The sequence below is a fragment of the Bradyrhizobium sp. SEMIA genome, from assembly GCF_014844175.1.
Lineage (GTDB): Bacteria > Pseudomonadota > Alphaproteobacteria > Rhizobiales > Xanthobacteraceae > Bradyrhizobium > Bradyrhizobium arachidis.
The window spans coordinates 5,173,657-5,198,742 of the sequence record NZ_CP046601.1; the positions used below are offsets into that span (position 1 = coordinate 5,173,657).

Below are 25,086 nucleotides of genomic sequence, written 5' to 3' on the forward strand. Positions count from 1 at the left end.
CATAATTTCAGGTGAGGGGGCTCTCCAAGCCTGCCCCAGTCTGCTACGCCCTATCCCTTTGCCGAACTGGACCACACCGTGACCTCGACCGACCCGCTACCCAAGCCTGATCTGCCGCGACGCCTGTCGCTGCGCGCGCCGCTGGATCTGTTGTTCCTGCTCTGCTGCTTCATCCTGACGGCCGACGTCCTCGGTCCCGAGTTCTTCGGCCACAACGGCAAGACCAAGGATTATGCGCTCTGGTATTGGGCCGGGCAGCAGGTGCTGCACGGCGCGCCGCTCTATCCCAGCGACGTCCATCACCAGTTCGATTTCATCTATCCGCCGCTGTCCGCGATCTTGCTCGCGATCCCGAGCTGGTTCGGCAAGATCGCGCTCTACACCGTGCTGTCCATCCTGAACGCGCTGGCGTGGTGGTACACCGGGACCCTCTCCAACGTCATGACTGGATCGGGCCACAAGGCTGGCCCCTGGCTGGAGGCGCTGCCGGTCATCGTCACCGTGACCTTTACGTTCGACATGTTCGACCTCGGCCAGCCGAACCTCGTCCTGCTCGCGATGATGCTGTGGGGCTTCTGGAACTTGCAGCATCAGCGTCCCTGGCTCGCCGGCTTCATGTTCGCGCTCGCCACCGCCATCAAGGTGTTTCCGATCGCGGTGCTGCCTTATCTGGTCTGGCGGCGGAAATGGGTGGCCGTCGGCGCCATGGTCGCCTTCACCGGCATCCTTCTTTACGTCGTGCCGGCGCCGATCCGCGGCTTCGAGCGCAACGCGGCCGAGCTTGCGACCTGGTATCAGGGCATGGTCGGCTCGAGTTCGGAAAAGGGCTTTGGCCAGCGCGACGAGCAGAACTGGTCGTGGGTCAACCAGTCCATCATTGCGGTGACGCATCGCCTGGTCCGGCCGATCAACTACAATCAGGAGGATCCCAACAAGCCGCCGCGCACGATGAATGTCATCGACGTCGACTACAAGACGGCGAACTGGATCGTGCTTGCGGTGTCGGCTCTGCTCGGGCTCGGCTTCCTCGCGGTGATGCCACGGCAAGCGCGGCGAACGGCGCGATCGGATGCCGAGGAGCTCGGCATCCTGTTCTGCCTGATGACGATCGCCTCGCCTCTGGCGCGGCAATACTACTTCATGTGGCTGTTCTTCCCGATGACGGTGCTGATGCATCGCGCCGCCTTCGACGAACGGGCGAATGTGCGGCTGGGAACCTGGCTTGCGCTGGCCGCTGCCGGCATCCTCATGCTGCTGGCGCTGCCCTGGTTTCCCAACGTGATCCAGGCCTGGGGCAACAATCTTGCCGCCACCGGCATTCTCGCCGGCAGCCTTGCATGGCACCTCCGCCATCCGCCGGTTGCGGCTGGCTCTGGCGCTGTGCCGGAGTTAAAAGCCAAGCCATCTTGAAGAGCCATCTTGAACAGGCATCTTGAGCACCCGATGTCTCGGGACTCGAAAGCAGGGAAGACGACCATGGCCAATGCGCAGCTTCAATCCGTGCTCGACCACATCGACAAGGATTTCGACAACAGCCTGGAGCGTCTGTTCTCGCTGTTGCGGATCAAGTCGATCTCCGCGGATCCGGCCTTTGCCGGCGATTGCAAGGCCGCGGCCGAGCATCTCGCCAAGGACATTGCGAGCCTCGGTGTCTCAACCGAAGTGAGGCCGACCGCCGGCCATCCCGCTGTCGTCGGCAAGACCGGAGCGGGCGGCCGGCCGCATGTGATCTTCTACGGTCATTACGACGTGCAGCCGGTCGACCCGATCGACCTCTGGCACAGCCCGCCGTTCGAGCCCGTCGTCACTAACCATGCCGATGGCCGCAAGATCATCGTCGCGCGCGGCGCCGAGGACGACAAGGGTCAGGTCATGACCTTCGTCGAGGCCTGCCGCGCCTGGAAGAAGGTGACGGGCTCGCTGCCGATCGACATCACCTTCCTGATCGAAGGCGAGGAGGAGGTCGGCTCGAAGAACTTCGTGCCGTTCGTCGAGGCCAACAAGGACGAGTTCAAGGCTGATTACGTGCTGGTCTGCGACACCGGCATGTGGGATCCGGAAACGCCGGCGATCACGACGGCGCTGCGCGGCCTGCTCTATGAAGAGGTGAAGATCACCGCGGCCAATCGCGATCTGCATTCCGGCGTGTTTGGCGGCACGGCGATGAACCCGATCCGGGTGTTGACCAAAATCCTCGGCGGCCTGTTCGACGACGACAACCGCATCACCATTCCCGGCTTCTATGACGGCGTGAAGGATACGCCGCCGGAGGTCTTGGAGCAGTGGAAGAAGCTCAACTTCACCCCGGAGTCGTTCCTCAAGCCGGTCGGCCTGTCGCTCCCCGCTGGTGAGAAGGGGCGGCTGATGGTCGAGCAGGCTTCCACGCGTCCGACCTGCGACGTCAACGGCATCTGGGGCGGCTATATCGGCGAGGGCTCGAAGACGGTGATCCCGTCGCATGCCTCGGCCAAGGTCTCGTTCCGGCTGGTCCAGGGGCAGGATCCCCAGAAGATCCGCAAGGCGTTCCGCGATTACGTGACGGCGCGGATTCCGGGCGACTGCAAGGTCGAGTTCGGCGACCATTCCGCCGCGCCCGCCGTGGCGCTCGACTGGAACATGAAGCCGCTCGCCGCGGCCAGCAAGGCGCTGGCGGAGGAATGGGGCAAGGAGACCGTGCTGATGGGCTCGGGCGCCTCGATCCCGATCGTCGCCGACTTCAAGCGCACCCTTGGCCTCGATTCGCTGCTGGTCGGCTTCGGCCTCGACGACGACAACATCCACTCGCCGAACGAAAAGTACGACCTCCGCAGCTTCCAGAAGGGCATCCGCTCCTGGGCCCGCATCCTCGCCGCGCTGGCGGAGGTGAAATAAGACGAGGTGCCGTAGGGTGGGCAAAGGCGCAACGCGCCGTGCCCACCATCGCTCAGTGATTACCAAAGGAGAAGACGTGGGCACGCTTCGCTTTGCCCACCCTACGAGACTGCGTCTCCCGTCATCCTGAGGTGCGAGTGGCGCGATGCTCTAGCATCGCGCCGGGAGCCTCGAAGGATGCACGGCCCCGATGCAGCCGGGCGTCGCCCTTCGAGGCTCGCCGAAGAGGCGAACACCTCAGGGTGACGGTGATGGTGATTGCGACCGCCAGCCCGAATAAAAACGCCGCCCGGGATTGGGCGGCGTTTCATTCCAAAACGTGCAGAGGTCGTTCGAAAGCGATCCTACACCAAATCCCGAAAATCTCAAGATCGGTAGCCCGGAAGCTCGCGGTCGAGCTTGCGCAGCAGCGGCGGCCAGACGAGGTTGGTCGCGCGCAGCTCGGCGCGGTCGCGGTTCGACAGCAATTCGGTGTTCTTCTCGATTGCGATCTCCTCAACCGGATAGACCGGCGTGCCGAGCGCGCGGGTGCGCACCTGCATCGAGCAGGCGCGCTCGAGGTGATACATGCGCTCGAAGGCGGAAGCGACCGAGCGGCCGACCGTCAGCGTGCCGTGGTTACGCAGCAGCATGTGGTTGTGGTCGCCGAGGTCCTTCTGGAGCCGCGGCCGCTCATCGTGATCGAGCGCGATGCCTTCATAGTCGTGATAGGCGAGGTCGTGGGTGACGAGCTGGGCGGTCTGGTTCAGCGGCAAGAGGCCTTCGGCGCTGCTCGACACCGCGGTGCCATCGAGGGTGTGGAGATGCAGCACGCAGATCGCGTCCTCGCGCACCTCGTGGATCGCCGAATGGATGGTGAAGCCGGCCGGATTGATGCTGTATTCGCTCTCGGTGAGCTGGTTGCCGTGCAGGTCGACCTTGACGAGGCTCGAGGCCGTGATCTCGTCGAACATCAGCCCGTAGGGGTTGATCAGGAAGTGATGGTCGGGGCCGGGCACGCGTGCGGAGATGTGGGTGTCGACCAGATCGTCCCAGCCGTACAGCGCAACGAGGCGATAGCAGGCGGCGAGATTGACCCGTTGCTGCCACTCGGCCTCCGTCATGTTCGACGGCACTTCCTTCAGGCGCGCTTCCGCTGGTGACATGGTCATCTCTCCGAACATCGTTGTTGCGGGGAGGGAGCGTAGTCTTGGTCTGGAGCGGCGGCAAGGCGCGCCAGGAGCGCGGCAGTTCAGCGTCGCCCGCATGGAGCGGGCTGCGCTGGAGAAAACTATTACGGCGCCGGGACCGACAGCAGGCTGGAAATACTGCGGCCGCGGATGTCGTAGACGCGGGCGAACACGACGTCGTCGCGCTTGATCTCGACCATCACGGGCGCGGTGAGGCCCTTGCAGTAGAACTCGCCGAGCGTCATGGCGAAATCGGCCGCGTTGGAATCCCAGCCGATGGTGAAGTCGGGGCCGAGCGCGACCTGCGCCGGGCGCTGCGGACCGCACACCGCCACCTTCCATTTGCGATTGACCGGGGGCACTTCCTGGCGCTCGACCAGCTGCTCGCGCAGCTCGTCGGAGGCCTGCTTCAGCGCAAGGCCCCAATAGTCCAGCATGAAGCGGTCGTCGGCGCCGCGCACGGTGCCGGCGATGTGGTTGAAGTGCGTGTATTGATAGGGATGCAACCGGATCATCTCGGCAAGCGAGAGCGCAAGGCCGAAGCAGAAGGTCGCGAGCACGACCGGTTGCCAGGTGCGGTGGTTGGCGCGCAGGCGCTCCATGGTCCAGGCGAAAGCGACGCCGCCGAGCACCGCCATCGGCGGGATCACGAAGACGAAATGGCGGATGCCGTTGTACAGCGCCGGCCGCTTCACCATCGCGATCGCGAGCGGCAGCGTCGCAGCCAGCGTCAGCATCAACAGGATGGTCTTGCGGCGGGCCGGGACCCCGCGGCGCGGCAGCAGCGCGAAGGTGCTGATCACGGCCCCGCCCATCAGCACCAGCATCACCTCGGGCAGCTGCAGCGCGAACAGCGTCGGCAGATAGGACCAGGGCATGTCGGGCACGGACACGATCGCGCCGTCGAACATCTCCTTCCAGGGCTTCTCGAAGAAGTGCGAGAAGTAGGTCAGCGCCTCGAAGGGATTGCCGGGCTCCATGATCGACCACGGCCAGATCAGGCCCATCACGAGATAGCCGAACACGAGGCCGGGCAGCAGCACGTAGACGACGTGGGCGAAGCGGCGGGCTGCCTCGCGGGCGCCTTCGCTGCGTAGCTCCTCCAGGAACAGCGGCATGAAGCCGACCATGGCGTAGACCAGCGCAAGCCCGCCGAGGACGCGGCAGCCGAGCGAAAGGCCGGCCCCCAAGCCGACGATCAGGATCGTGCGCGGCGATGGCTGCGGATATTCCTCCGCGAGCCGGACGAGGCCGAGCATCAGGATGATCATGGCCACCGCGAAAGGCGCATCCTTCGGGTTCATGAACATGTGGCCGTAGAAGATCGGGCACAGCGCGAGCAGCAAGAGTGAGGCAAGGCCTGCAAGAGGCCCGCCGATGCGGCGGCCGAGCCGCCACGTCACCGCAAGCCCGATCACGCCGACGACCGCGCCGACCAGGCGTCGGGTCTCGAACAGCTCGAGCGGAATGACCTTGTGAAGAAGGGCCGCGACCATGTCGAAGCCGCCGCCATACATATAGAGGTTGGCAAAGGAGAGCGCCGCGGTGTCCTTGAAGCCGGAACCGTACATGCGCAGCAGCAGATCGGCATATTCAGCGTGGGTGTAGTCGTCCCAGCCGAGCCCGTAGTCGCGGAAAGTCAAACCTGCGATGACGGCGACCGCGGCCAGCACCAGCATGGCGAGATCGTCGCAAGTCCGTTCGACCGAGCGCCGCTGAGGCGTGTCGATCGCCGAAGTCGTGATGGATGTCATGGCTATTGGTGACCCGGAATCCCCTCTCGGCCCTGCTGGTGCGCGCGGGCCTGCTCCCCGGACTCCGTATAGCGCAGTTCCATTACCAAGTAATTGGGCATTATGGCTAAATTCCTGATGCGACGCAGCAAAACCGGAACTTGGAAGCAGTTTAGCAATAGCGAATCCTAGCTGAAGGGAATGTGAATAAGTCCCTGATTTCCTTCTCTTTAGGAACGCGGCCTACAATTCGCCGTTGGCGTGGAACACCGTATGACGGTATCGTGGCGTAGAGGATGTCGCGTGTGGATGCGCGACCTGGGGTGGGTTCGATGACCTTGGCATTGTTGATCGCGGGCATCGTCGCCATCGTGGCGGGCCTCCTTGCGGTCGCTTTTGGCTTCACCGTCAGGGAATTCAGCCTCGGCAGCACCCTCATAATCTCCGGAACCATCGGCGTCTGCTCCGGAATGCTACTGGTAGGCCTGCATTTCGTGGTGCTCGAGCTGAGGGGTATCGCCCGCCGGCTGGCCGGATCGGCGGCGCCGTCCGAGGTTCGCGTCAGGCCCGTGCTGCCGGGCCTTGCGATGCCGGGTGCGCCTGCGCCCGGGAGCCTCCGGCCGCCCCGCGCCGGCCACCGCCAGCGCGCTCGCCATCGACCTTAGCAGAAGCTGCTCCGTTGCCGACCTCCGCCGCTGTCACCACCGGCCGCCCGCACCGGAACCGGAGCCACCGGCCGCCGAGCAGGCGCCCGTGACGGTGCTGAAATCCGGCGTCGTCGACGGCATGGCCTATTCGCTCTATTCCGACGGCTCGATCGAAGCGCAGATGCCGGAGGGCATGATGCGCTTTGCCTCGATCGACGAGCTGCGTGCCCATCTCGACCAGCGCAGCTGAGGCGCCGTCGCCGCTCAAGTAAAGCCTTACCGTTCTGGTCACGTCCTCAGTAATCAGCCCATATTCATCGGGCGTCTTATTTCAGCCGAACGTATTGTTGACACGGAATACTTTGGTAGCGTCTTTGCGCAGAGACGCGATTTAGGGAAAGGTCGAGGCCATGTCGGATGCCGGGACCAAGAATTTCATCGAGCTGACGGCGAGCATCGTATCGGCCTATGTCGGCAACAATCCGACGCCGGCTGCCGAGATTCCGAACCTGATCAGCCAGGTGCACGGCGCCTTGGTGCGGGTCTCGTCAGGCCGCGCCGAGGCGGTGCCGCTCGAGCCGGCAAAGCCTGCCGTGTCGCTGAAGAAGTCGATCGCGCCGGACTATCTGGTGTGCCTCGAAGACGGCAAGCGCTTCAAGTCGCTCAAGCGCCATCTGCGCACCCAGTACAACATGACGCCGGAGCAATACCGCGAGAAATGGGGCCTGCCCGCCGACTATCCCATGGTCGCCCCGAACTACGCGGTGGCGCGCTCGCAACTGGCCAAGCAGATGGGCCTGGGACAGCAGCAGCGGAAGCGGAAGTAGCGCCAGCCTCGGATCTCGTAGGGTGGCAAAGGCGCGAAGCGCCGTGCCCACGACCTGTCTCCAACAGCAAAAATGGTGGGCACGCTTCGCTTTGCCCACCCTACGGGACTACGGCACCTTCTACGACGCTTCCGCCAGCGCCTCTTTCGCGTCGGTCTTGATGCGCTCGACCATCGAGCGGAGGCCGTTGGAGCGCTGCGGCGTCAGATGATCGCGGAAGCCGAACTCGTTGAACACGGCGATCGCGTCGGTATCGAGGATCTGCTGCGGCGTGCGGCCCGAGTAAAGCGCGAGCACGATCGCGACCAGGCCGCGCACGATATGCGCATCGCTGTCGCCGCGATATTTCAGGACCGGCGCGCCACCATCGCGTTCGACCAGCTTCTGGAGCCAGACCTGGCTGACGCAGCCGTTCACCTTGTTCGCGGCGGAGTGCTCGGCCTCCGGCATCGGTTCCAGGGTGCGACCGAGCTCGATGACGTACCGGTAGCGGTCGTCCCACTCGTCCAGAAGCTCGAAATTGTCCCTGATTTCGTCGATCGTCGTCATATCGGCCCACAGTTCCTGTTCGAGCCAATATAGGGACGCGAAGAGCCGAAATCGATAGGGTTTGGGGCCTAATTCGCCGCCTGAGGTCCGCGCCATTCCAGCGCGAGGTCGTCCTGGGTCAGGGTGTCGCGCGGCGCCTCGCTCGTCGCCGTGTCGCCTTCGCCGGCCAGTGCGATCGAGCCGGTGTGGTCCGGCGCCTTCTTGTTGTCGCTCTTGCCATCGCTCTTGGCGTCGTTCTTGTCGTTGGTGATCTGCTCTTTCTTGTCGTTGATGATCTGGTAGATCTTCTTCGCGCCGTCCTGGGCGCGCTGGCCGATGATGGTCGCGGCCTGTCCGCCGACCTCGCAGGCCGCCGGCTGGCGCTTGCAGAACTGGCTCATGTCGGACACGGCCGCGGTCGCAGCCTGCACCGCATCGGCGGCGCCGATCTGCGGCAGCTTCTCCGATTCGGGCGTCTTGTCCCGCGGCAGCAGCACGAGCACGAGCCCGAGCCAGAATGTGATGCGGAGCAGAAAGCGCATCTGATCGACCTGTATGTTAGATCCCGCCGCGGCGATGTCCGCGGGCTTGCGACCTAGCAACTCTCGATAAATCGCAAGTGATTGCTTCGAGCTTAATTCGCGGAAAATTGACGCAAAAAACTTCGTAAGGCCCCGGCCTCGTGAATTTCCGATTGATGCCGGGACGCAAGCGATCTTGCGGGCTGCCGCATCCACCATTTCGAAACCATGAGCGGGACGATGAAACCCTGTGTTCACCATTCCCACTGAAGACGTCGTCAAATCGTCTAAAAAGCCGCGCGTTGAGATCATGTCCGGCCGCGCGCGGCGCTGCCTTAGCACTCGTTTAAGGTCGCTCTGACACGGTGGCTCAACGACAAGGAGGCGTTCCGGCGCGTCTTTTGACGAGTGAGCCGAAGCGCGAGACCCGTGACAGTTTTGAGTATCATCCGCGATTGTCTCGATGCGCTGCTGCATCCCTCCGCGCGTTACGATGCGCTGACGCGTGCGCGCCATCGTGCGTTCATGGCGCCGCGGCTGCTCGGCAGCCTGGCCGCCTTCGCCGTTTTTCCTGTTTATCTTGCCATGCGCGGTGCGCCGAGCGCGATCGAGGTCGCCGCTTTCGCCTGGCTGATCGCGCCCATCCTGCTGTCCTGGTTCCTGTCGCGCACCGGCCGCTATGAAGGCGCGCATGTGCTGTCGTCGCTGGCGCTCGCCGGCCTGATCATGGCGATCGCGGGCACCACCGGCGGCATCGAATCCTTTGCCGCGATCTGGCTGGTCGTGGTTCCCCTTGAAGCTGCGCTGTCGGCCTCGCGCCGCGTCGCCGCTTTCGCCTCCCTGCTTGCGCTGTCCTGCGCGGGGCTGCTGATCCTCTTCAGCCAGCTCGGCTGGCTGCCGGCTGGCGACATCAGCGCCGCAGAACGCGGCGTGCTGATGGCGTTCGGTGTCGCCTCCGCGACGCTCTATGCCGCGGGCCTCGCCTTCGGTGCGGAATCGCTCGCGCGCACCAGCGTGACGCTGCTGTCGCGCGAGGAGGAGCGTTATCGCCTGCTCGCGCGCAACATGAGCGACGTGATCTCGCGGCATCGGCGCAACGGCGCGGTGCAGTTCATCTCGCCGGCCGTTGAGGCCATGCTCGGCATGCCGGTCGCGCAGCTGCTTGGTCACGGCCTGTTCGACCGCGTCCATGTCGCCGACCGTCCGGCCTATCTCACCGCGCTGTCGGATGCTGCGCGCGGCGACGTGCGCAGCGTCGAGTTCCGGCTGCGGCGCGAGCCTGATGGGGCCGAGCGCGGGCAGGTCGATTTCATCTGGGTCGAGATGCGGTGCCGGCCGCTCGATCAGGACATGAGCGGGGATGTCGCGCGCGAAGCCGAGGTCGTCGCGGTGATGCGCGACGTCACCGACCGCAAGCTGTCCGAGCAGGCGCTCGACCAGGCCCGCAGCGCCGCGGAGGCGGCCGATGCGGCCAAGACGCGCTTCCTCGCCACCATGAGCCACGAGCTGCGCACGCCGCTCAATGCCATCATCGGCTTCTCCGAGATGATCGCGCAGGAGCAGACCCTGATGCTCGGCGCTGCCCAGCGCAAGGAATACGCCGAGCTCATCAACGCGTCCGGCCAGCATCTGTTGTCGGTCGTCAACGGCATCCTCGACATGTCCAAGATGGAATCGGGCAATTTCGAGATCGCATCGGAGCCGTTCGCGCCGCGCGCCTCGCTGATGCATTGCTGCAATCTGCTGGCGCTGAAGGCGCGGGAGAACGGCATCGATCTCGTCACCGATGCGCCGCAGGATCTGCCTGTGATGACCGGCGATCCGCGCGCGTTCAAGCAGATCGTGCTCAATCTCGTCGCCAACGCCATCAAGTTCACCGAGCGCGGCGGCCAGGTCACCGTGACGGCCTCGGCTTCAAGCTCGCAGCTCACGCTGCGCATCAGCGACACCGGCGTCGGTATTGCGCCGGATGATCTGAAGCGCATTGGCGCGCCGTTCTTCCAGGCCGGCAAGACCTATCAGCGCCGCCACGAAGGCACGGGCCTCGGACTTTCGATCGTGAAGAGTCTCGTGGCGTTGCATCTCGGCGAATTGACGGTACAAAGCAGGTTAGGTGAGGGCACCGCCGTCACCGTCAAGCTGCCGCTCGTCTACACGCCGCCGCAAGCCAAGATCTTCGATGGCAAGCCGGCTGACAGCAAGGTCACGACCTTGACGCCGGTGCTGCGCCAGGAACCGCTCGACGACATCAACGACCAACCTGCTCTGGTGAAGAAACGTGCCTAAGAAGCCAGCCAAGGACGAAGCCGCTCCGCGCCGCCGTGGCGCCAAGGCTGCGGTCATCGACGTCGAGACCGAGCGCAACCTCGTGATGCGCGTGCTGCTGCACAGCCCGAAGGACACGCTGGCCGGTCTCGTCGCCATCGCCGCCATCGCCGCGATCGTCGCCAATGCGCTGTTCCTGCAGACCGGCCGGCATCCGGCGCCGATGTTCGGCACCGTGATCAATCTTCCCGTGCCCTCGTCGGTGCCGTTGTCGAACCCGTTGCCGCGTCCGCGTCCCGTCGGCGCCGACACCTCGCCGCTCGAGCCGAAGGCGACGGAGTTCCGCGTCGAGCCCAAGCCTGCCGAGAGGGTTGCCGAGCGCACGCCGGAGAAGCCGGTCGAGGCAACCGCATCGACCTCGCGCGCGGGCAACGATCCCATGACCAATCTGGTCAAGGCGACGGCCGCGACGCCGCCGTCCGCGATGCGGCGCCGGCGCCGGGCCGCCGGCGCCGATCCCGCTGCCGCAGAGCCCGGCCGCGCGGCGCATCGCCGGCGTGCAGCGTGCGCTGTCCGAATACGGCTACGGCAATCTGAAGATCACAGGCACGATCGGTGGCGAGACACAGTCCGCGATCCAGAAGTTCGAGCGCGAGCACAAGATGCCCGTCACCGGCCAGGTGTCGGATCGCCTGCTGCGCGAGCTCGCCGCCGTGATCGGCCATCCCGTCGAATAATCGTCTGGGTTGCGCGTATCCCCGCTTCCGACGGCCCTCGCTGCCTCTGCGCGGACGGACACTTCATCACAATTGACTTGGGATTATTTTGTAGTTACAAAATAACCCTGTGAAGATCGTTTGGGACGAACCGAAGCGCCGAGCCAATCTCGACAAGCACGGGATGGATTTCGCTGATCTCAACGAGGCCTTCTTCGACAATGCCTTGGTTTTGGCCACCTATGGCAACCGCTGGCGCGCGATCGGCATTAACATTCGTGGCGTTGTCTCAGTCATCTTCGCGACCCGCGGAGCTGAGGGCGTAAGCATCGTCAGCATGCGCCCTGCCAGCAAGAAAGAAAGGAGGCTCTATGAAGAAAACCGTCTCTAAGAAGGGTTACACCGCACGGGACCTGCGTGCGGTGAGCGACAATCCGGAATGGACCAAGGATGACTTCGCCAAGGCCAAGACTTTCGATGAGGTTTTCCCGGGCATGCGAAAGGGCCGCGGCCCCAATAAAGCCCCCACAAAGCGACAGGTGACCTTGCGCCTGAGCCCTGTCGTGGTCGACTATTTCAAGGCCGAGGGCCCCGGTTGGCAGAGCCGGATTGACGAAGCGCTCGTCAAGGTGGTGAAGCGCAAGCGCAGTTCTGCCACGGGTTAGTTGATGCGCCTGAAATCAAACATCTGGGTCTCCGCTTATCTGCGCCGCTGCCAGACCGAGGGCGTGTTCGGCGCGGTGCGCCGCCGTGGCGCCGAGGAGGCAGGCGCGGTGTTCGTCAAGGTGTCGCTGCTCGATGGCAATGCGATGCTCTACGTGCCGGCGCCGCAGACCGTCTACGAGGACGGCCGCCCCGTCGATCGCTTCTTTGTGCCGGTCGCGCAGCAGCCTCTGCCGGAGCACACCATTGAGGAGCGCCTGACCAAGGAGCTCCGCTTCGATCCGGATGCGTGGATCGTCGAGACCGAAGACCGCGCGGGGCGGCATTTTCTGGAACTGGCGAAGACTTAGCGCTCTGACGACCCGCCCGTTCCCGTCCGCACCGCAGGCGCGGATCCCGGCTGCACGTCCGGACGCGTCTGGCTCGCGCCGGCACGGGCGCGCTGGCGCTCGCCGTCATGCAGCGAGGGCTGGTACTTTGCCGCGTCACGGCGAGCGTGGAGCCGCGCCAGGCCGCCAGCATCACCAGGGCCGAGCGGTCGCTGAGGCGGTCGTAGAGCCGCGACAGCCGGTACACCTCGTTCACGGAGTTGCCGATCTCCGGCTTGAAGAACAAGAGGATGCGCTGGAAGTTCGGGCTCGGCATGTCGAGCGCGCGCGCGGCGACCGCGAGCGCTTCGCCGCCGGCATCGTCGACGATTTGCGCGGCGACGCGCGAGGGCAGGATCAGGCTGTCGCCGAGCTCATAGGTGAAGTTCTCGACGTCATTGGCGATTGCCGCCATCTCCAGGATGTGGATCGCGCGCTTGGCGCGCACGGTCGGAATCCGCGGCGCGGCCTTCAGCGGTGTCTGCGCCAGATTGTGCAGGATCAGCGCGCGCTCGGAGGCGCCGGCGCGGAAGAACATGTCATGGATCTCGGCCGCCTCCTTCGGCTGCATCGCCATGTTGGCGGCCATGCGCGCTTCCGCGTCGGTCGGCGCGCGGCGAGGTGAGGGCGCTTGTGCCGGCGCGGGGATCTCGCGTGCAAGCGGAACCCTGCGGCCTTCCTGGGTCGCGACCAGCCCGAGCTTCTGCAGGACCGGGACCGGCGTCTGCGCATAGATCGCGAGCTTCGCCTTGATGGCCGCGCGCGTCGCATCATCGACCTGGTCGATCAGCCGCGTGGCAAGCTCGACGAATTGCCGCTGCTCGTCGTCGCTGTGGGTGCTTGCCTGAACATAGAGGTCGGTCAGCACGCGCAGCAGCGTCGGACGAACATCGACGCCTTCACGACGTGACAGGGTCATCAGCCCGTCGAATCCGGGAAACAGCGACTTGGTCATGGAGAGGTACGCAACTTGGAAGAGACACTTGCGGCGAGCCTAGCGCAGGTTCGTTTAAAGCCTCGTTAAGGAAAACGAGGCGTGAAGCCCGCCCTGCAAATTAAGGCATTGTCGTGCCGCAACGGGACGGCGCGGCGAAGACCGTGCGGTTACGGTCCAAGGGGCGTGTTTACACCCCGTTAACCATGAGCTGATCTTAATGAACCCATGTTGCAGGGGCGCGTTCGGTTGCGCGGCAATTGAAGAGAGCTGACATGGGGACCATCATCGAATTTCCGGCCGGTCGCCGGGTAGGCTCGTCGCGAGACACCACGCCGCGCACGGACACGGGAACGATCGTGATTCTCCCGGTCATCCGTATCGAGCGCGAGAGCGACGAAACCAGCGGCGATCGCGGGCCGGAGCAGGGCACAGCGCCGGGGCGCCGTCGTCGCCGTCGCTAGATCCGGCCGTTGCAATGCCGGAAGCCCCCCGCCAGATCCGCAAATTTCCATCGGCCATCCTGCTCGCAGCTCTCGGCGCGAGCCTTGCCGCCTGTAGCGGCGGCGATTTCGGCCGCACCCGCGCTGACATGCGCAGCGATGACATGCATCGCTGGCTCGGCGTTGAGGCTACCGGCAGCCTCGGCCTGAAGGCCTCGCAGTTCCAGCTCACCGATGAAGAGCGCCAGCTGCGCGACCTCGCCTATCCCATGATCGAGCCGCCGCTGTCGCGTCCGGCCTGGAAAAGCGTGTTCGGCGACTACAAGACGATACCTTCGCCCTGGCACCAGAAGATCGTGTTCGACCGCACCATGTACGGACGCACGCTGATCGACGAGCCGCACCGCTCGCACTCCTCGCGCTACGCGCAGTTGATCGAGGACGTGCGCAACGACATCACCCGTTTCGAGCCGTTCTTTGCCTCCGCGATCCGCGTCATCGACCTCGACAGGAAACGCAATGCCACCATGGCCCGCGTCTCCGAGCTCTCGCCGCGGGAGAGGGAGGATGCCGTTGCGCGCATGCAGGAGAACTCGCTGATCGTGCAGTGGGTGCAGCAGTGCCTCGAGCAGCGCGTCTCCTCCTATCGCTGGGCGCTGGAGCGCCTGGTGATCCAGGCGCCCGACGGCATGGCCGCCGACGCCGACCGCCTGATCGGCGAGCTCGCTGCCCAGACCGCCAACCCGCCGGTCATGAGCCAGCCGCCTTACGGCCGCGCGGTGGTCTCGAAGGGCTGAGCGGTTTGCGTGGGCCGGGCCGTCGCCCGGACCCTTCCGGCTTGCGCCGCTGCTTCTGCAGCTTCCCGACAAAATCCTTCAGGGCATCCGCAAGCGGCACGGATGCGCGATAGGCGAGGCCGACCTCGCGCTTCACCTTGACCTCGATCTTGCGCAACGCGACGTCAGGATTGCCCTTCGCCACGCCTTCCGGGACGATGGCGATGCCGACGCCGGCGGCGACGAGTGCCATCGCCCAGTCCTCCGATTGCGCGATCGCCGCGGTCTGGCGCCGCTGCGCATTGCGGCCGAAGAATGCGCTCTGCTCGCAATGGCAGCGGTCGATCAGGGGGACGTCCGCAAGATCGGCGGCACGTAGCTTCTCCTTCAGCGTCAGCGGATGCGACGGCGGCAGCGCCGCGACATAGCGCTCGCTCCACAGCGGCACGAAATGCTCGTCGCTGCGCAGCATGCTCTTTGCGATGATCCGCGCATCGGCGCGCTCGTCGCTGCCGACGAGGCGGAGCGCGACGTCGCTGCGCGCGGTCAGCGGCTTCAGCAGTGCGATCGTCCGGGGCACGTCGAGCGTGCGCATCAGGCCGAGCGTGAGCGTGGTCCTTGACGCAGGCTTCCTGAACAGGCTGCGCGCGGCATCGGCCTCGTCGATGATGCGGCGCGCGAGGACGTGAAACTGCTCGGCCGAGGCGGTCGGCGCGACGCCCTTCTTGTGCCGGATGAACAGGGTGGTGCCGAGCTCGGCTTCGAGATTGGTGATCGCCGTCGAGATCGACGGCTGTGACACGAAGCAGGCGCGCGCCGCCGCGGTCAGATTGCGCTCGCGGTAGACGGCGGCGAAGTAGCGAAGCTCGCGGATGTCCATAGGATAATCCTAGAGATAGCATAAATATTCGATATTTTACCTATGGTGAGGACGATGACAAGAACGCGCCTGTCACAACAGGCGAGGGTCATCCATGAAAATCCACCATCTCAACACCGGCACGATGTGCCCCGTCGGCCGCCGCCTGGTGAACGGCACCGGCAGCCTGTTCCGGCGTGCGCGTCTGGTCTGCCATTGCCTGCTGGTCGAGACCAATCACGGCCTCGCTCTGGTCGACACCGGCATCGGCCTTGGCGATATCGCAGAGCCCGACCGTCTGGGTCGGCGATGGCTGCGGCAGACCGCGCCAAAACTCGATCCCGCCGAGACCGCGGTCGAGCAGGTGAGGGCGCTCGGCTATTCACCTGCCGACGTGCGCAACGTGCTCCTGACGCATCTCGACCGCGATCACGCCGGCGGCGTGCCCGACTTTCCCCATGCCGCGATCCACGTCCACCGCGCCGAATACGACATGGCGGTGCTGCGACAGCCGGCGCCGCCGCAAGGACGCTACGTCACGGGGCAGTGGGGTCATGGTCCGCGCTGGGCGTTTTACGGCGAAGCCGGCGAAGACTGGTTCGGCTTCAAGGGCGTGCGCGCGCTCGGCGACAGTGAAGCGGACGTGCTGATGATCCCGCTTGCCGGTCACACGCTCGGCCATTGCGGCATCGCCGTGCGCTCGGGCGACACATGGCTGCTGCATGCGGGCGACAGCTATTTCCACCACGGCCAGCTCGACGCATCGCCGCGCGTGCCGTTGATGCTCGGCTACTTCCAGCGCAAGGGCGACATGGACCGCGAGATGCGGATCGCCAACCAGGCCCGGCTGCGTGCGCTCAAGCTGAGCCACGGTGATCGCGTGAGGATCGTCAACAGCCACGATCCCGCGGATTACGAGCGCTGCCGATGCGGAGGGCATTGAGCGCGCGCCTTGCAGGGCGCACGCTCGCCACGGTCTCTATCCGCCGGCGCCAGCTTTTTGATTCAGCAAAAGGCATTGCCTCACTGTCCGCGCGATCGCGGCCGGTGCCTCCTCGGGGATCGCAAAGCAGGAGCTCGCGTTGATCTCGCACAGCACGTAAGTGTCGGCGCCCGTTGCCTCGCGCGGCCCGTACAAAAAGTCCGCGTCCCAGATCACCGGCAATGACGGCTCATCGATGCCGAGCGTCGCCATCATCTGCGGCGTCCATTCGTCCTCCATCGCTCGCCGCAGCGCCTGGAATTGCGGCGCATCGGGCCCGTGCATGATGCGCGGGGCCGGGCTGCGCTTCGGGCGAATCCGGCCCCTCCGGCGGCGGCGGGATCAGGGCCTTGATCTTCTGGTGCCCGCAACCTGCGACCCTGGCACGTAGCAGCGGATCATGCCGTCAATATTGGCCAATGCCTCCACCTTCCAGACGCCCTGGCCGCCATTGCCGCGGTTCTGCTTCAGCACGCGCGGGCCGCTCGTCCGAAGCCGCGGCGGAAACTCCTCGCGGAAGCTCGCGGCCGTCTCGTAGCGATGCGTGTCGGTATGCCAAGCGCGGCGAGGGCCTCGAAGACGCGGACGAAGCGGCTGTTCTGCGCTGTGGCGTCGCGACGCGCGGGAGCGTCTCCGCGGGAGAGGATGGCGATAGCAGGTCGGTGAGAGGAGTGTCGTTCGGTGTTCATGCGCAAGCTCTACGAATTTGCGTGCTGCGCAGAGCTTCGACCTGGGTCTCACGGGGAGTCTGCATCGGCCCCACCCCGAGAATTGGTCGCAGGATTTCAAGAGAGCTTCGGTTCCATTCCCGCGGTGAACTCTTCGTGACGCCCATCCGGCGGTTTCGCGGGATGCTCCGGTTGACAGCCCGGCGGTCCGGGTTTCTACGTTAAGGCATCGGGGATGTGCGATCTCCCCGTGAGGCGACATGCCCAAGCATCGCGTCCTGATCTTCACCAGGGGCGTAGCATGTCATTTTTTACGATCCCATCCGGAAAATCTTCTCGGCTTCCCAATGCGGCACGGCGCGCCAGCGCCTGCGCGGCGCTGATCGGCATCGCCGCCGGCTTCATCGCGGCGGCTCATGCGCAGGACGTCGACTGGCAGAAGGTCGATGAAGCGCTCGGCCGCAAGGCGGCCGCCACCGGCGACGTGCATCGCTACGGCTTCCCGCGCACCGATCTTGCGGTGACGCTCGACGGCGTGACCATCAAGCCCGCGCTGGCGCTCGGCGGCTGGGTCGCGTTCAAGCCTGCGCATGGCGGCGTCATGGCGATGGGCGATCTCGTGCTGCTCGAATCCGAGATCAACCCAGTGATGCTGAAGATGATCGGAAACGGGCTCGAGATCACGGCCGTTCATAACCATCTGCTCGGCGCGAGCCCGGCGACGTTCTACATGCATGTGGCCGGGCACGGCGATGCCCTCAAGATCGCGGCCGCCCTGAAAGACGCGCTCGCCGAAAGCAAGACGCCGCTGTCGCTATCGCCTCCAGCGGCTCCTCCGCCCGCCGTCGATCTCGACACGGCGCAGCTCGACCAGATCATCGGCGTCAAGGGCCAGGCCAATGGCGGCGTCTACCAGTTCAATGTTCCCCGTCGCGATCCAGTCAGCGAGGACGGCATGCAGCTCAGCCCCGCCGCACCGTTGGGTCTCGCAACCGGCATCAACTTCCAGCCCACCGGCGGCGGTAAGGCGGCGATCACCGGCGACTTCGTGCTGGCCGGCGACGAGGTCAACCCCGTCATCACGGCGCTGCGCTCGCACGGCATCGCCGTGACGGCGCTCCACAGTCACATGCTGGACGAGCAGCCGCGTCTCTTCTTCATGCACTTCTGGGCCAACGACGACGCGGTCAAGCTCGCCGGCGGCCTGCGCGCCGCGCTCGACAAGACCGCGAGCGCGAAGAACTGATCCGGGAAGGTGCGGGGACGAGGCGGAATTCGACCGTGCCTCAGCGAATGGCTGCCACCATGGTCGTGACGATGAGCGCGATCGTCACGAGCGCTCCTGCAACATAGAGGATGGTTCTGACGCTGCCGCCTTTGGCGGCGTCGCCGCCACGCAAATAGATTGCAACGTGAGCCTGACGGATCGCGACGTAGACCCATACCAGCGCTGCAAGCACAGCCGGCCTGACGCCGACCATCATCGCCAGCACGGCGGGGACGACGAATGGCGTCAACGCCTCGACCGCGTTCATGTGGACGCGATCGATGCGGTAAAGCGGGTTGGTGTCATCCGCGGGCAGGACAGGTCCGGAGAGTGCCCCGGCCCGGCCTTTGGACGATCCCGAATGCACCGCGAGCACGATGGACGTGAGGCAAAGCAGAAGCACGCCTGCAATGCTGTACGAGTAGGCCGCCATACCGATCTCCGTCATCGACGCTCGCGTCGCATTGAACAAGCGAGAGTCAGGCCTCGCGGGCGATGCGCTCGGCGAACCGCCGAAGGTAGAGCGGCCAACCCTGATCGCTCTCGACGGCTGCGCGCTCGCCTTCCCAACCTTCGCCATGCCGTTCGAGGTGGCGGTGCTCCAGTTCCAGTCTGGTCCGGCTCGGCGTCTCCGCGATGAACCGCACCTCCCATTCACTGGTCTTGTCGGGATCGGTCTCGATTTGCCAGCGCGGGCTGATGTCCCAGCTGAGAAGCACGCGATGGGGCGGTTCAAACGCCAGCACCCGCGCCCAGCGGCATTCGCTGCCGTCAATGCCGCGATCAAAGACGTGTCCGCCCACCCGAGCCTCGAACACGGTCTCTGCGATGGGAACGGCGAGCAGATTGTGCTCGCGCGGCTTGAAGCTGCCGAAGTCTTCGGTGAAGACCTTGAACGCGCGCTCGATAGGCGCCTCGACGACGATAGAATGCTTGACCGGCGCGGCCGATATGCGTGCGTTCATTGCTTATCCTCCGATGGTTTTTCAACGGCTTCCTTGTAGGCTGCCAGCGTGCGGCTCCAGAACCGGTCGAGCCACGCGCGCATCTGGCCGAGCCCTGCCGGATCGATGTGATAAACGTTGCTGGCACCCTTCGGCTCGGCACGAACCAGACGAGATTCGCGCAGCACCTTGAGATGCTGTGATACGGCCGACTGCGAAACGGTGAGCTCTCGCGTGATCTCAACGACCGTGCGAGGCCGTGCGCCCACCAGTTCGAATATCTGCCGGCGGGTCGGATCGCCAAGAGCGGCGAGTTGCGCGCTGTCCTTAGCCATCGCGAGCCACCCGCTCCAGGCCATGCCTGCGGGGATTGCCATTCAGCGGCCAATTCAAGCGATAATTAGTCATGGCTTATGATTAGTGAAAACTAATTATTGTGTCAATCACTGCCGGGCGAGAAATCGCATCTCCGTCAGGATGGGTCGCTTGCGCCATCCTCGTCGGCCTGAAGGATCGTCTCCGACAGCAGCGCTGCGGCTTTCTGAAGTGGGGCGATGAACCGGTCGAGCTCGACGAAGCTCACGCGTGCCACGGGAACGGAGACGCCGAGGCAGGCGATCAGCTCGCGATCCGGAGACAGGATCGGCACGGCGCAGCCGACGACTCCGCGCACATATTCTTCATTGGTCTTGGCCCAGCCGCGTTTGCGGGTCTCGTCGAGGACCTTCATCAGGCTGTCGACATCGACGATCGTTGTCTCCGTGTATTTGGTGAGCGCGAGTGCGCGGCACAGCTTCTCACGCGCCCGCTCAGGCAGCCGGCTCATGTAGATCTTGCCGGTCGACGTGCAGTGGAGCGGCGCCGCTTCGCCCGGATTGAACTGGAGCCCCTGCGGCTGTGACACGCGGACGCTGTCGACGTAAGCAACGACGTTGTCCCGCACGACGCCGATCTCGCACTGCTCGCCGATTTCGGCCGCGACCGCGCGGAGCACGGCATGCCGGCGCGCGGTCCGGAAGGCTGCGCCGATGACCTTGGCGGACAGCGTGACCAGTTGATTGCCGACCACGTAGCGCTTCGTGCCGAGCGCCTTCTGAAGCAGCCCGCGCTGCTCGAGATTGCCGATCAGCCGGTGCGCCGTCGGCAGCGGCAGTGACAGCGCGCCGGCGATTTCCGCGACCGAGGCCGCTCTGGTCTGACCGGCGACGTAACCGACGATCGCGAAAGCGCGGTCGAGCGGTCCGTCGGTGCTGGCTTGCGACATCTGCTTCTCCTGATCGGATGCAAATAATTATCATTTTTCGGAATAAAAGCTATTGAAATATGAAAATCAACTTGGAGAGCGCCGCTGGTTGCCCATATCGTCGGCGCTGCCAAACGATGAACAGGATTTGTGCAACGCAGAACGAGCCCTGCCGGGCCGGGAGAATGGGATGTCTGGCCACTTCGATGTTGATGCTGTGCGGAAGGAGTTTCCGGCGGTCGAGCGGATCACCTATCTCGACTCCGGCTTCCAGACGCCGCTGGCGCGACCGGTCAAGGCGGCGATCGATCAGTTCCTCCGCGAAGGTCTCGAGACGGCTGGCCCCAAGAGCGTGTGGCTCGATCGTGTCGAGCAGACCCGCGAAAAGCTGGGGCGGTTTCTCGGCGTGTCGGCCGATGAGATCGCCTTCACCAAGAACACCTCGGAAAGCATGAACATCGCCGCCAACGCGCTGCCGCTGCGCGCCGGCGACAAGGTCCTGATGATCCATGGCGATCATCCCAACAACGCCTATGCCTTCCTCAATCTGCGACGCAAGGGCGTGACGGTCGAGTTCGTGCCGATGACGGAGGTCGTGAACGCCGAGAGCGTTCGTCCCTACATCGATGCCGGCACGCGGGCGATCTCGATGTCGCAAGTCACCTTCCACGCCGGCCATCGCTTCGACATCGAAAGCATCGGCGCCCTCTGCGCGGAGAAGGGGCTCTATTTTGTCGTGGACGTGATGCAGGCGATCGGCGTCGTGCCGATCGATGCCAAGGCCATGCGCGCGACCTTCGTCGGGTCGGGCAGCCACAAGGGGTTGCTCGTGCCGCAGGGGCTTGGGCTCCTCTATTGGGACAAGTCCAGGACCGAGCTGGAGCCGGCTTATCTCGCGGCCGCCAGCCTTGCGGAAGTCCCGGCCGATCTGATTGCCCGTCCTGACAGGCTCGATCTCGCCACGAGCGCGCGCCGTTTCGAGCTCGGCAATTTCAATCTTCCGGCGATCCATGCGCTCGGTGCCTCGCTCGACATGATCGAAGCGCTGGGCGTCGAGAATATCCAGAACCATTGTCTCGACCTCGGCGATCATCTCATCGCCGGGCTCGATGCGCTGGGCGTTCGTCTCGTCGGCCCCCGCGCGCGGCAGCATCGCGCGCCGCACATCTACGTCATCGCGCTGCCTGCCGCCGAATGGCTCGGCCATTTCGAGCAGAACGGCGTCCGTGTCTCGCCGGAGCGTGACGGCATTCGCGTGTCGTTCGGGATGTTCAACAATTTCGCCGATGTCGATCGCCTGATCGATGTCATCAAGCGGCGCGGCGTGAAGCCGTCATCCAGGGCCGCCTAGGCTGTTCTTCAGAGGGGAGATGCACATGACGAGTCTTGCGCGTGTATTGAGCGTTCTGTCCGGCCTTGCGGCCATCGCCGCCTTGGCAGGCCCTGCGGTCGCAGCCGACAGTCCGACGCTTGCCAAGATCAAATCGAGCGGTGCCATCACGATCGGCCACCGCGAGGCCTCCATCCCGTTCTCCTATCTCGGTCCAGATCAGAAGCCGATCGGCTTTTCGCTGGACCTCTGCGCCGGCATCGTCGAGCGCATCAAGACGGAGCTCAATCTGCCGAACCTCGGCGTCAATTATGCGCCGGTGAACTCGTCCAACCGCATCCCGCTGATCCAGAGTGGTACGGTCGATATCGAATGCGGCGGCACGGCGAATGACAGGAAGCGCCAGGAGCAGGTCTCGTTCTCCGTCGCCACTTTCGTCAGCCAGCCGCGCTGGCTGGTCAAGGCCGACAGCGGCCTGAAGACCGCCCGCGATCTGAAGGGCAAGACCATCGTCGTCACCCAGGGCTCCAATGCCGTGGGCTTTGCGCAAGGCGTCAATGCGAAGGAGCAGCTCGGCTTCAACATCGTCCAGGCAAAGGACCATGCGGAATCCTTCCTGATGCTGAACACCGGCCGCGCGGCCGCCTTCATGGAGGACGATATCCTGCTCGCCGGCCTCAAGGCCGCCGCTCCGAAACCCGACGCGCTGATCTTCCTCCCCGAGGGCTATGCCAAGATCTATTATGGCCTGATGTTCACGAAAGGCGATGCAGGCTTCAAGGCGCTGGTCGATGACGTTCTTGCCAAGCAGATGGCGTCGGGCCAGTTCGAGAAGACCTATGCCAAATGGTTCACCAAGCCGATCCCGCCCAAAGGCGAGAACCTCGCGTTCCCGCTGACGGACGAACTGATGGAACGGATCGCACATCCCAGCGATGCGGTCGACTAGGCAATAGCGGAGCGCATCGCGCAGAACTGCTCGCACCCTGAGCTTCGAGGTTCGCCATGTTCACAGTGCTTTTTGAGCAGACGGCGGATGGCCAGCGCTATATCGACTGGCTGCTGTCGGGCCTCGGCTGGACGCTGGCGCTGGCGTTCTTCGGCTGGTGGATCGCCTTTGCCGTCGGCGTCATCGTCGGCATCGGCCGGACCGCGCAGAGCCGGATCGTCGCGGCCCTGGCGCGGCTCTATGTGGAGATCTTCCGCAACATCCCCGTGCTGGTGCAGATGTTCCTCTGGTACTTCGTGCTGCCGGAGATCCTCCCCGCCGCGCTCGGAAACGCCATCAAGCAGATTCCCCCGCCGTGGGGATCGTTCTTCCCGGCGCTCGTGTGCCTCGGCCTCTACACCGCGGCCAGGATCGCCGAACAGGTTCGCGCCGGGATCGAGGCGCTGCCGAAGGGACAGGTCGAGGCGGCAAGCGCGCTCGGGCTCGGCGGTTATCTGACCTATCGTTACGTCATCCTGCCGCAGGCGCTGCGCCTGATCATCCCGAGCCTGACCAGCGAGGTGATGGGCATCTACAAGAACACCTCCGTCGCTCTCACGATCGGGCTGATGGAGCTGACGGCACAGGCCCGGCAGATCAGCGAAGCGACGTTCCAGACCTTCACCGCGTTCGGCGCTGCGACGCTTGTTTACCTCGCGCTGGCGCTCATCGCCTACCAGGGCATGGCGCTGATCGACAGGGCCGTGCGCGTTCCGGGCACGGGGCACGCAGAGGATGCGGTCGAACCGGCGTCGATGCAGGCCGCCGAACAGGTCGGCTCTTTGCCCGATGCGATGGAGGTCGTGAAATGAACAGCCTCGATTTCTCCATTGTTGCTCAGGCATGGCCGTATCTCTGGTCGGGATTGCTGTTTTCGCTGGCGCTGACCGCGGTGGCTTTCGTGGTCGGCTTGATCCTCGGCACCTGTTTGGCCCTGGTGCAGCACTTCGAAGTGCCCGTGCTTGGCAAGCTCGTGCGCGGCTATGTCGCCTTGATGCGCTCGATCCCGCTGATCCTGGTCCTGTTCTGGTTCTTCTTCCTGGTGCCGATCGTGCTCGGCCATCTCGCCGGTAACGGCCGCCCGATTCCGATCGGCGCCACCTGGACCGCGTTCATCACGTTCGGTCTGTTCGAGGCCGCCTATTACTCGGAAATCATCCGCGTCGGGTTGCGGGCGGTGAACCGGGGACAGTTCGAGGCCTGCCAGGCGCTCGCATTGTCCACCTTCGACACCTATCGCTGTGTGATCCTGCCGCAGGTGCTGCGTGTCGCCAGCCCGATCATCCTGAGCCAGACCATCATCCTGTTCCAGGACACCTCGCTGGTCTACGTGCTGTCGCTCACCGATCTGCTCGGCGCAGCCTCCAAGCTCGCGCAGCTCAACGGCCGTCTGGTCGAGATGTATCTGGTCATCACGGTGGTCTACCTCGCGATCAGCTCTGTGGCATCGCAATGCGTAGCATCCTTGCGCAAGCGCTATGCGATTGCGGGAATGCGCCGATAGACAAGCGAAACCTTCGGAGGGAGCAAATGCTTCAGCAGATGAACGGGAACGGGGCCAATCGGTCCGCTTCCATCGTCACCGTCGAGAACCTGGTGAAGCGGTTCGGCAGTTTCACGGCCCTGAGCGACGTCAACCTGAATGTCGCTGCGGGCGAGAAGATCGTGCTTTGCGGTCCCTCGGGCTCGGGCAAGTCGACGCTGATCCGCTGCATCAATCATATCGAGAAGCATGACGGCGGCCGCATCGTCGTCGATGGCGTCGAGCTGACCGACCGGATGGGCGACGTCAACAGCGTCCGCCGCGAAGTGGGGATGGTGTTCCAGAGCTTCAACCTGTTTCCGCATCTTTCGGTGGTCGAGAACTGCATGCTGGCGCCGATGAAGGTGCGCGGCCTGTCCCGCGCGGAAGCGCAGGAGCGTGCGCTCGGCTTCCTGCGCAAGGTGCGCATTCACGATCAGGCGAACAAATATCCGGGGCAGCTGTCCGGCGGCCAGCAGCAGCGCGTCGCCATCGCGCGCGCGCTGTGCATGCAGCCGAAGATCATGCTGTTCGACGAGCCGACCTCCGCGCTCGACCCGGAGATGGTCAAGGAGGTGCTGGAGACCATGGTGGAGCTCGCGCGGGACGGCATGACCATGGTCTGCGTCACCCACGAGATGGGCTTTGCCCGCGAGGTCGCCGACCGCGTGGTGTTCATGGATCGCGGCTCCATCGTCGAGGAGGCCGATCCGGAAACCTTCTTCCGTGCGCCCGAGACGGAGCGGGCGAGGGCGTTCCTCGGCCAGATCATCCATTAGGAGCGGGTTGGCTCTGCGGCGACAATGAGATCCTGACGGTTCT

Annotated in this window: 27 protein-coding genes and 3 pseudogenes; 18 read left to right on the forward strand and 12 right to left on the reverse strand. The window is 64.7% G+C overall.

Going from position 1 to position 25,086, the window contains the following annotated elements:
• Window positions 1-78: 78 nt before the first annotated feature.
• Together FOM02_RS25175 and FOM02_RS25180 are read left to right on the forward strand one after the other, a co-directional pair.
• Window positions 79-1,410: a glycosyltransferase family 87 protein gene (locus FOM02_RS25175; protein WP_027558756.1), complete on the forward strand. Its 1,332-nt coding sequence runs from the start codon at window positions 79-81 to the stop codon at window positions 1,408-1,410.
• A 66-nt stretch (window positions 1,411-1,476) separates the two neighbouring features.
• Window positions 1,477-2,871 carry a M20/M25/M40 family metallo-hydrolase gene (locus tag FOM02_RS25180; RefSeq protein WP_027558757.1) on the forward strand — a complete coding sequence of 465 codons (1,395 nt, stop codon included), beginning with the start codon at window positions 1,477-1,479 and terminating at the stop codon, window positions 2,869-2,871.
• A gap of 365 nt (window positions 2,872-3,236) precedes the next feature.
• Here FOM02_RS25180 and FOM02_RS25185 read toward each other — a convergent pair whose 3' ends face one another.
• Both FOM02_RS25185 and FOM02_RS25190 read right to left on the reverse strand, forming a co-directional pair.
• A complete protein-coding gene (locus tag FOM02_RS25185; protein WP_027558758.1) occupies window positions 3,237-4,016 on the reverse strand; it encodes a class II aldolase/adducin family protein in 780 nt (259 codons plus the stop codon).
• 128 nt (window positions 4,017-4,144) lie between these two features.
• The gene (locus FOM02_RS25190) at window positions 4,145-5,794 is read right to left on the reverse strand and encodes a glycosyltransferase family 39 protein (RefSeq protein WP_027558759.1); all 1,650 of its coding nucleotides are present in this window, start codon (window positions 5,792-5,794) and stop codon (window positions 4,145-4,147) included.
• A 311-nt stretch (window positions 5,795-6,105) separates the two neighbouring features.
• Here FOM02_RS25190 and FOM02_RS47180 point away from each other — a divergent pair.
• Together FOM02_RS47180 and FOM02_RS25205 are read left to right on the forward strand one after the other, a co-directional pair.
• A pseudogene (locus tag FOM02_RS47180) lies at window positions 6,106-6,670 on the forward strand (hypothetical protein).
• A gap of 160 nt (window positions 6,671-6,830) precedes the next feature.
• Complete coding sequence (locus FOM02_RS25205) at window positions 6,831-7,247, forward strand: MucR family transcriptional regulator (protein ID WP_027558761.1); 417 nt, start codon at window positions 6,831-6,833, stop codon at window positions 7,245-7,247.
• Window positions 7,248-7,367: 120 nt separating this feature from the next.
• Here the strand turns inward: FOM02_RS25205 and FOM02_RS25210 are convergent, their stop codons facing one another.
• Entirely contained in the window at window positions 7,368-7,796 is a 429-nt protein-coding gene (locus FOM02_RS25210; protein ID WP_027558762.1) for a SufE family protein, read from the reverse strand.
• A gap of 68 nt (window positions 7,797-7,864) precedes the next feature.
• Window positions 7,865-8,317, reverse strand: coding sequence for a DUF5330 domain-containing protein (locus FOM02_RS25215; protein ID WP_027558763.1), 453 nt, complete (start codon window positions 8,315-8,317; stop codon window positions 7,865-7,867).
• A 408-nt stretch (window positions 8,318-8,725) separates the two neighbouring features.
• On the opposite strand from FOM02_RS25215, the gene FOM02_RS25220 reads away from it, so the two are divergent.
• The 5 genes and pseudogenes from FOM02_RS25220 to FOM02_RS25240 all read left to right on the forward strand — a co-directional run bounded on the left by FOM02_RS25220 (window position 8,726) and on the right by FOM02_RS25240 (window position 12,290).
• Window positions 8,726-10,582 carry a PAS domain-containing sensor histidine kinase gene (locus tag FOM02_RS25220; protein WP_027558764.1) on the forward strand — a complete coding sequence of 619 codons (1,857 nt, stop codon included), beginning with the start codon at window positions 8,726-8,728 and terminating at the stop codon, window positions 10,580-10,582.
• Window positions 10,575-11,298 (forward strand): annotated as a pseudogene (locus FOM02_RS25225) (peptidoglycan-binding domain-containing protein). The gene FOM02_RS25220 and the pseudogene FOM02_RS25225 overlap by 8 nt, the downstream one beginning before the upstream one ends.
• A gap of 109 nt (window positions 11,299-11,407) precedes the next feature.
• Window positions 11,408-11,668, forward strand: coding sequence for a BrnT family toxin (locus FOM02_RS25230; protein ID WP_027558766.1), 261 nt, complete (start codon window positions 11,408-11,410; stop codon window positions 11,666-11,668).
• Window positions 11,649-11,942, forward strand: coding sequence for a BrnA antitoxin family protein (locus FOM02_RS25235; protein ID WP_028146350.1), 294 nt, complete (start codon window positions 11,649-11,651; stop codon window positions 11,940-11,942). Before FOM02_RS25230 ends, FOM02_RS25235 begins: the two co-directional genes overlap by 20 nt.
• Window positions 11,943-11,945: 3 nt before the next feature.
• A complete protein-coding gene (locus FOM02_RS25240) occupies window positions 11,946-12,290 on the forward strand; it encodes a DUF1491 family protein (RefSeq protein WP_027558768.1) in 345 nt (114 codons plus the stop codon).
• Here the strand turns inward: FOM02_RS25240 and FOM02_RS25245 are convergent.
• Window positions 12,287-13,263: pseudogene (locus tag FOM02_RS25245) on the reverse strand (DUF2336 domain-containing protein). The gene FOM02_RS25240 and the pseudogene FOM02_RS25245 overlap by 4 nt on opposite strands.
• Before the next feature lie 254 nt (window positions 13,264-13,517).
• Here FOM02_RS25245 and FOM02_RS25250 point away from each other — a divergent pair.
• Together FOM02_RS25250 and FOM02_RS25255 are read left to right on the forward strand one after the other, a co-directional pair.
• Window positions 13,518-13,706 (forward strand): hypothetical protein, encoded by a 189-nt coding sequence (locus tag FOM02_RS25250; protein WP_027558770.1) that lies wholly within the window; start codon window positions 13,518-13,520, stop codon window positions 13,704-13,706.
• Between the two features lie 14 nt (window positions 13,707-13,720).
• Window positions 13,721-14,482 (forward strand): hypothetical protein, encoded by a 762-nt coding sequence (locus tag FOM02_RS25255; protein ID WP_027558771.1) that lies wholly within the window; start codon window positions 13,721-13,723, stop codon window positions 14,480-14,482.
• On the opposite strand, the gene FOM02_RS25260 is transcribed toward FOM02_RS25255, so the two are convergent.
• Window positions 14,436-15,341 (reverse strand): LysR family transcriptional regulator, encoded by a 906-nt coding sequence (locus tag FOM02_RS25260; protein WP_027558772.1) that lies wholly within the window; start codon window positions 15,339-15,341, stop codon window positions 14,436-14,438. The two genes, FOM02_RS25255 and FOM02_RS25260, sit on opposite strands and share 47 nt — an antisense overlap.
• A 94-nt stretch (window positions 15,342-15,435) precedes the next feature.
• Here FOM02_RS25260 and FOM02_RS25265 point away from each other — a divergent pair, with 94 nt between their 5' ends.
• A complete protein-coding gene (locus tag FOM02_RS25265) occupies window positions 15,436-16,263 on the forward strand; it encodes an MBL fold metallo-hydrolase (RefSeq protein WP_027558773.1) in 828 nt (275 codons plus the stop codon).
• A 36-nt stretch (window positions 16,264-16,299) separates the two neighbouring features.
• Here FOM02_RS25265 and FOM02_RS25270 read toward each other — a convergent pair whose 3' ends face one another.
• A complete protein-coding gene (locus FOM02_RS25270; RefSeq protein ID WP_027558774.1) occupies window positions 16,300-16,587 on the reverse strand; it encodes a hypothetical protein in 288 nt (95 codons plus the stop codon).
• A 57-nt stretch (window positions 16,588-16,644) separates the two neighbouring features.
• Complete coding sequence (locus FOM02_RS25275) at window positions 16,645-16,776, reverse strand: hypothetical protein (RefSeq protein ID WP_265440069.1); 132 nt, start codon at window positions 16,774-16,776, stop codon at window positions 16,645-16,647.
• A gap of 495 nt (window positions 16,777-17,271) precedes the next feature.
• Between FOM02_RS25275 and FOM02_RS25280 the strand changes: the two genes are divergently transcribed.
• Window positions 17,272-18,216: a DUF1259 domain-containing protein gene (locus tag FOM02_RS25280; RefSeq protein ID WP_084334244.1), complete on the forward strand. Its 945-nt coding sequence runs from the start codon at window positions 17,272-17,274 to the stop codon at window positions 18,214-18,216.
• 40 nt (window positions 18,217-18,256) lie between these two features.
• Here the strand turns inward: FOM02_RS25280 and FOM02_RS25285 are convergent, their stop codons facing one another.
• The 4 genes from FOM02_RS25285 to FOM02_RS25300 all read right to left on the reverse strand — a co-directional run bounded on the left by FOM02_RS25285 (window position 18,257) and on the right by FOM02_RS25300 (window position 20,445).
• Entirely contained in the window at window positions 18,257-18,709 is a 453-nt protein-coding gene (locus FOM02_RS25285) for an MAPEG family protein (RefSeq protein WP_231164312.1), read from the reverse strand.
• A gap of 7 nt (window positions 18,710-18,716) precedes the next feature.
• Window positions 18,717-19,202, reverse strand: a complete 486-nt coding sequence (locus FOM02_RS25290) for an SRPBCC family protein (protein WP_027558777.1) — start codon at window positions 19,200-19,202, stop codon at window positions 18,717-18,719.
• On the reverse strand, window positions 19,199-19,516 hold the full coding sequence (locus FOM02_RS25295) for an ArsR/SmtB family transcription factor (protein ID WP_027558778.1): 318 nt from the start codon (window positions 19,514-19,516) through the stop codon (window positions 19,199-19,201). The genes FOM02_RS25290 and FOM02_RS25295 overlap by 4 nt, the downstream gene beginning before the upstream one ends.
• Window positions 19,517-19,653: 137 nt before the next feature.
• Window positions 19,654-20,445, reverse strand: coding sequence for an IclR family transcriptional regulator (locus FOM02_RS25300; protein ID WP_027558779.1), 792 nt, complete (start codon window positions 20,443-20,445; stop codon window positions 19,654-19,656).
• Window positions 20,446-20,614: 169 nt separating this feature from the next.
• Here FOM02_RS25300 and FOM02_RS25305 point away from each other — a divergent pair, with 169 nt between their 5' ends.
• The 5 genes from FOM02_RS25305 to FOM02_RS25325 are packed head-to-tail and all read left to right on the forward strand — an operon-like array spanning window position 20,615 to window position 25,043.
• The gene (locus FOM02_RS25305; RefSeq protein WP_027558780.1) at window positions 20,615-21,775 is read left to right on the forward strand and encodes an aminotransferase class V-fold PLP-dependent enzyme; all 1,161 of its coding nucleotides are present in this window, start codon (window positions 20,615-20,617) and stop codon (window positions 21,773-21,775) included.
• Window positions 21,776-21,800: 25 nt separating this feature from the next.
• Window positions 21,801-22,703 (forward strand): amino acid ABC transporter substrate-binding protein, encoded by a 903-nt coding sequence (locus FOM02_RS25310; protein WP_027558781.1) that lies wholly within the window; start codon window positions 21,801-21,803, stop codon window positions 22,701-22,703.
• Window positions 22,704-22,759: 56 nt separating this feature from the next.
• The gene (locus tag FOM02_RS25315; protein WP_027558782.1) at window positions 22,760-23,554 is read left to right on the forward strand and encodes an amino acid ABC transporter permease; all 795 of its coding nucleotides are present in this window, start codon (window positions 22,760-22,762) and stop codon (window positions 23,552-23,554) included.
• Window positions 23,551-24,246, forward strand: coding sequence for an amino acid ABC transporter permease (locus tag FOM02_RS25320; protein ID WP_027558783.1), 696 nt, complete (start codon window positions 23,551-23,553; stop codon window positions 24,244-24,246). Before FOM02_RS25315 ends, FOM02_RS25320 begins: the two co-directional genes overlap by 4 nt.
• Before the next feature lie 26 nt (window positions 24,247-24,272).
• Window positions 24,273-25,043 carry an amino acid ABC transporter ATP-binding protein gene (locus FOM02_RS25325; protein ID WP_027558784.1) on the forward strand — a complete coding sequence of 257 codons (771 nt, stop codon included), beginning with the start codon at window positions 24,273-24,275 and terminating at the stop codon, window positions 25,041-25,043.
• The last annotated feature ends 43 nt before the right edge of the window (window positions 25,044-25,086 follow it).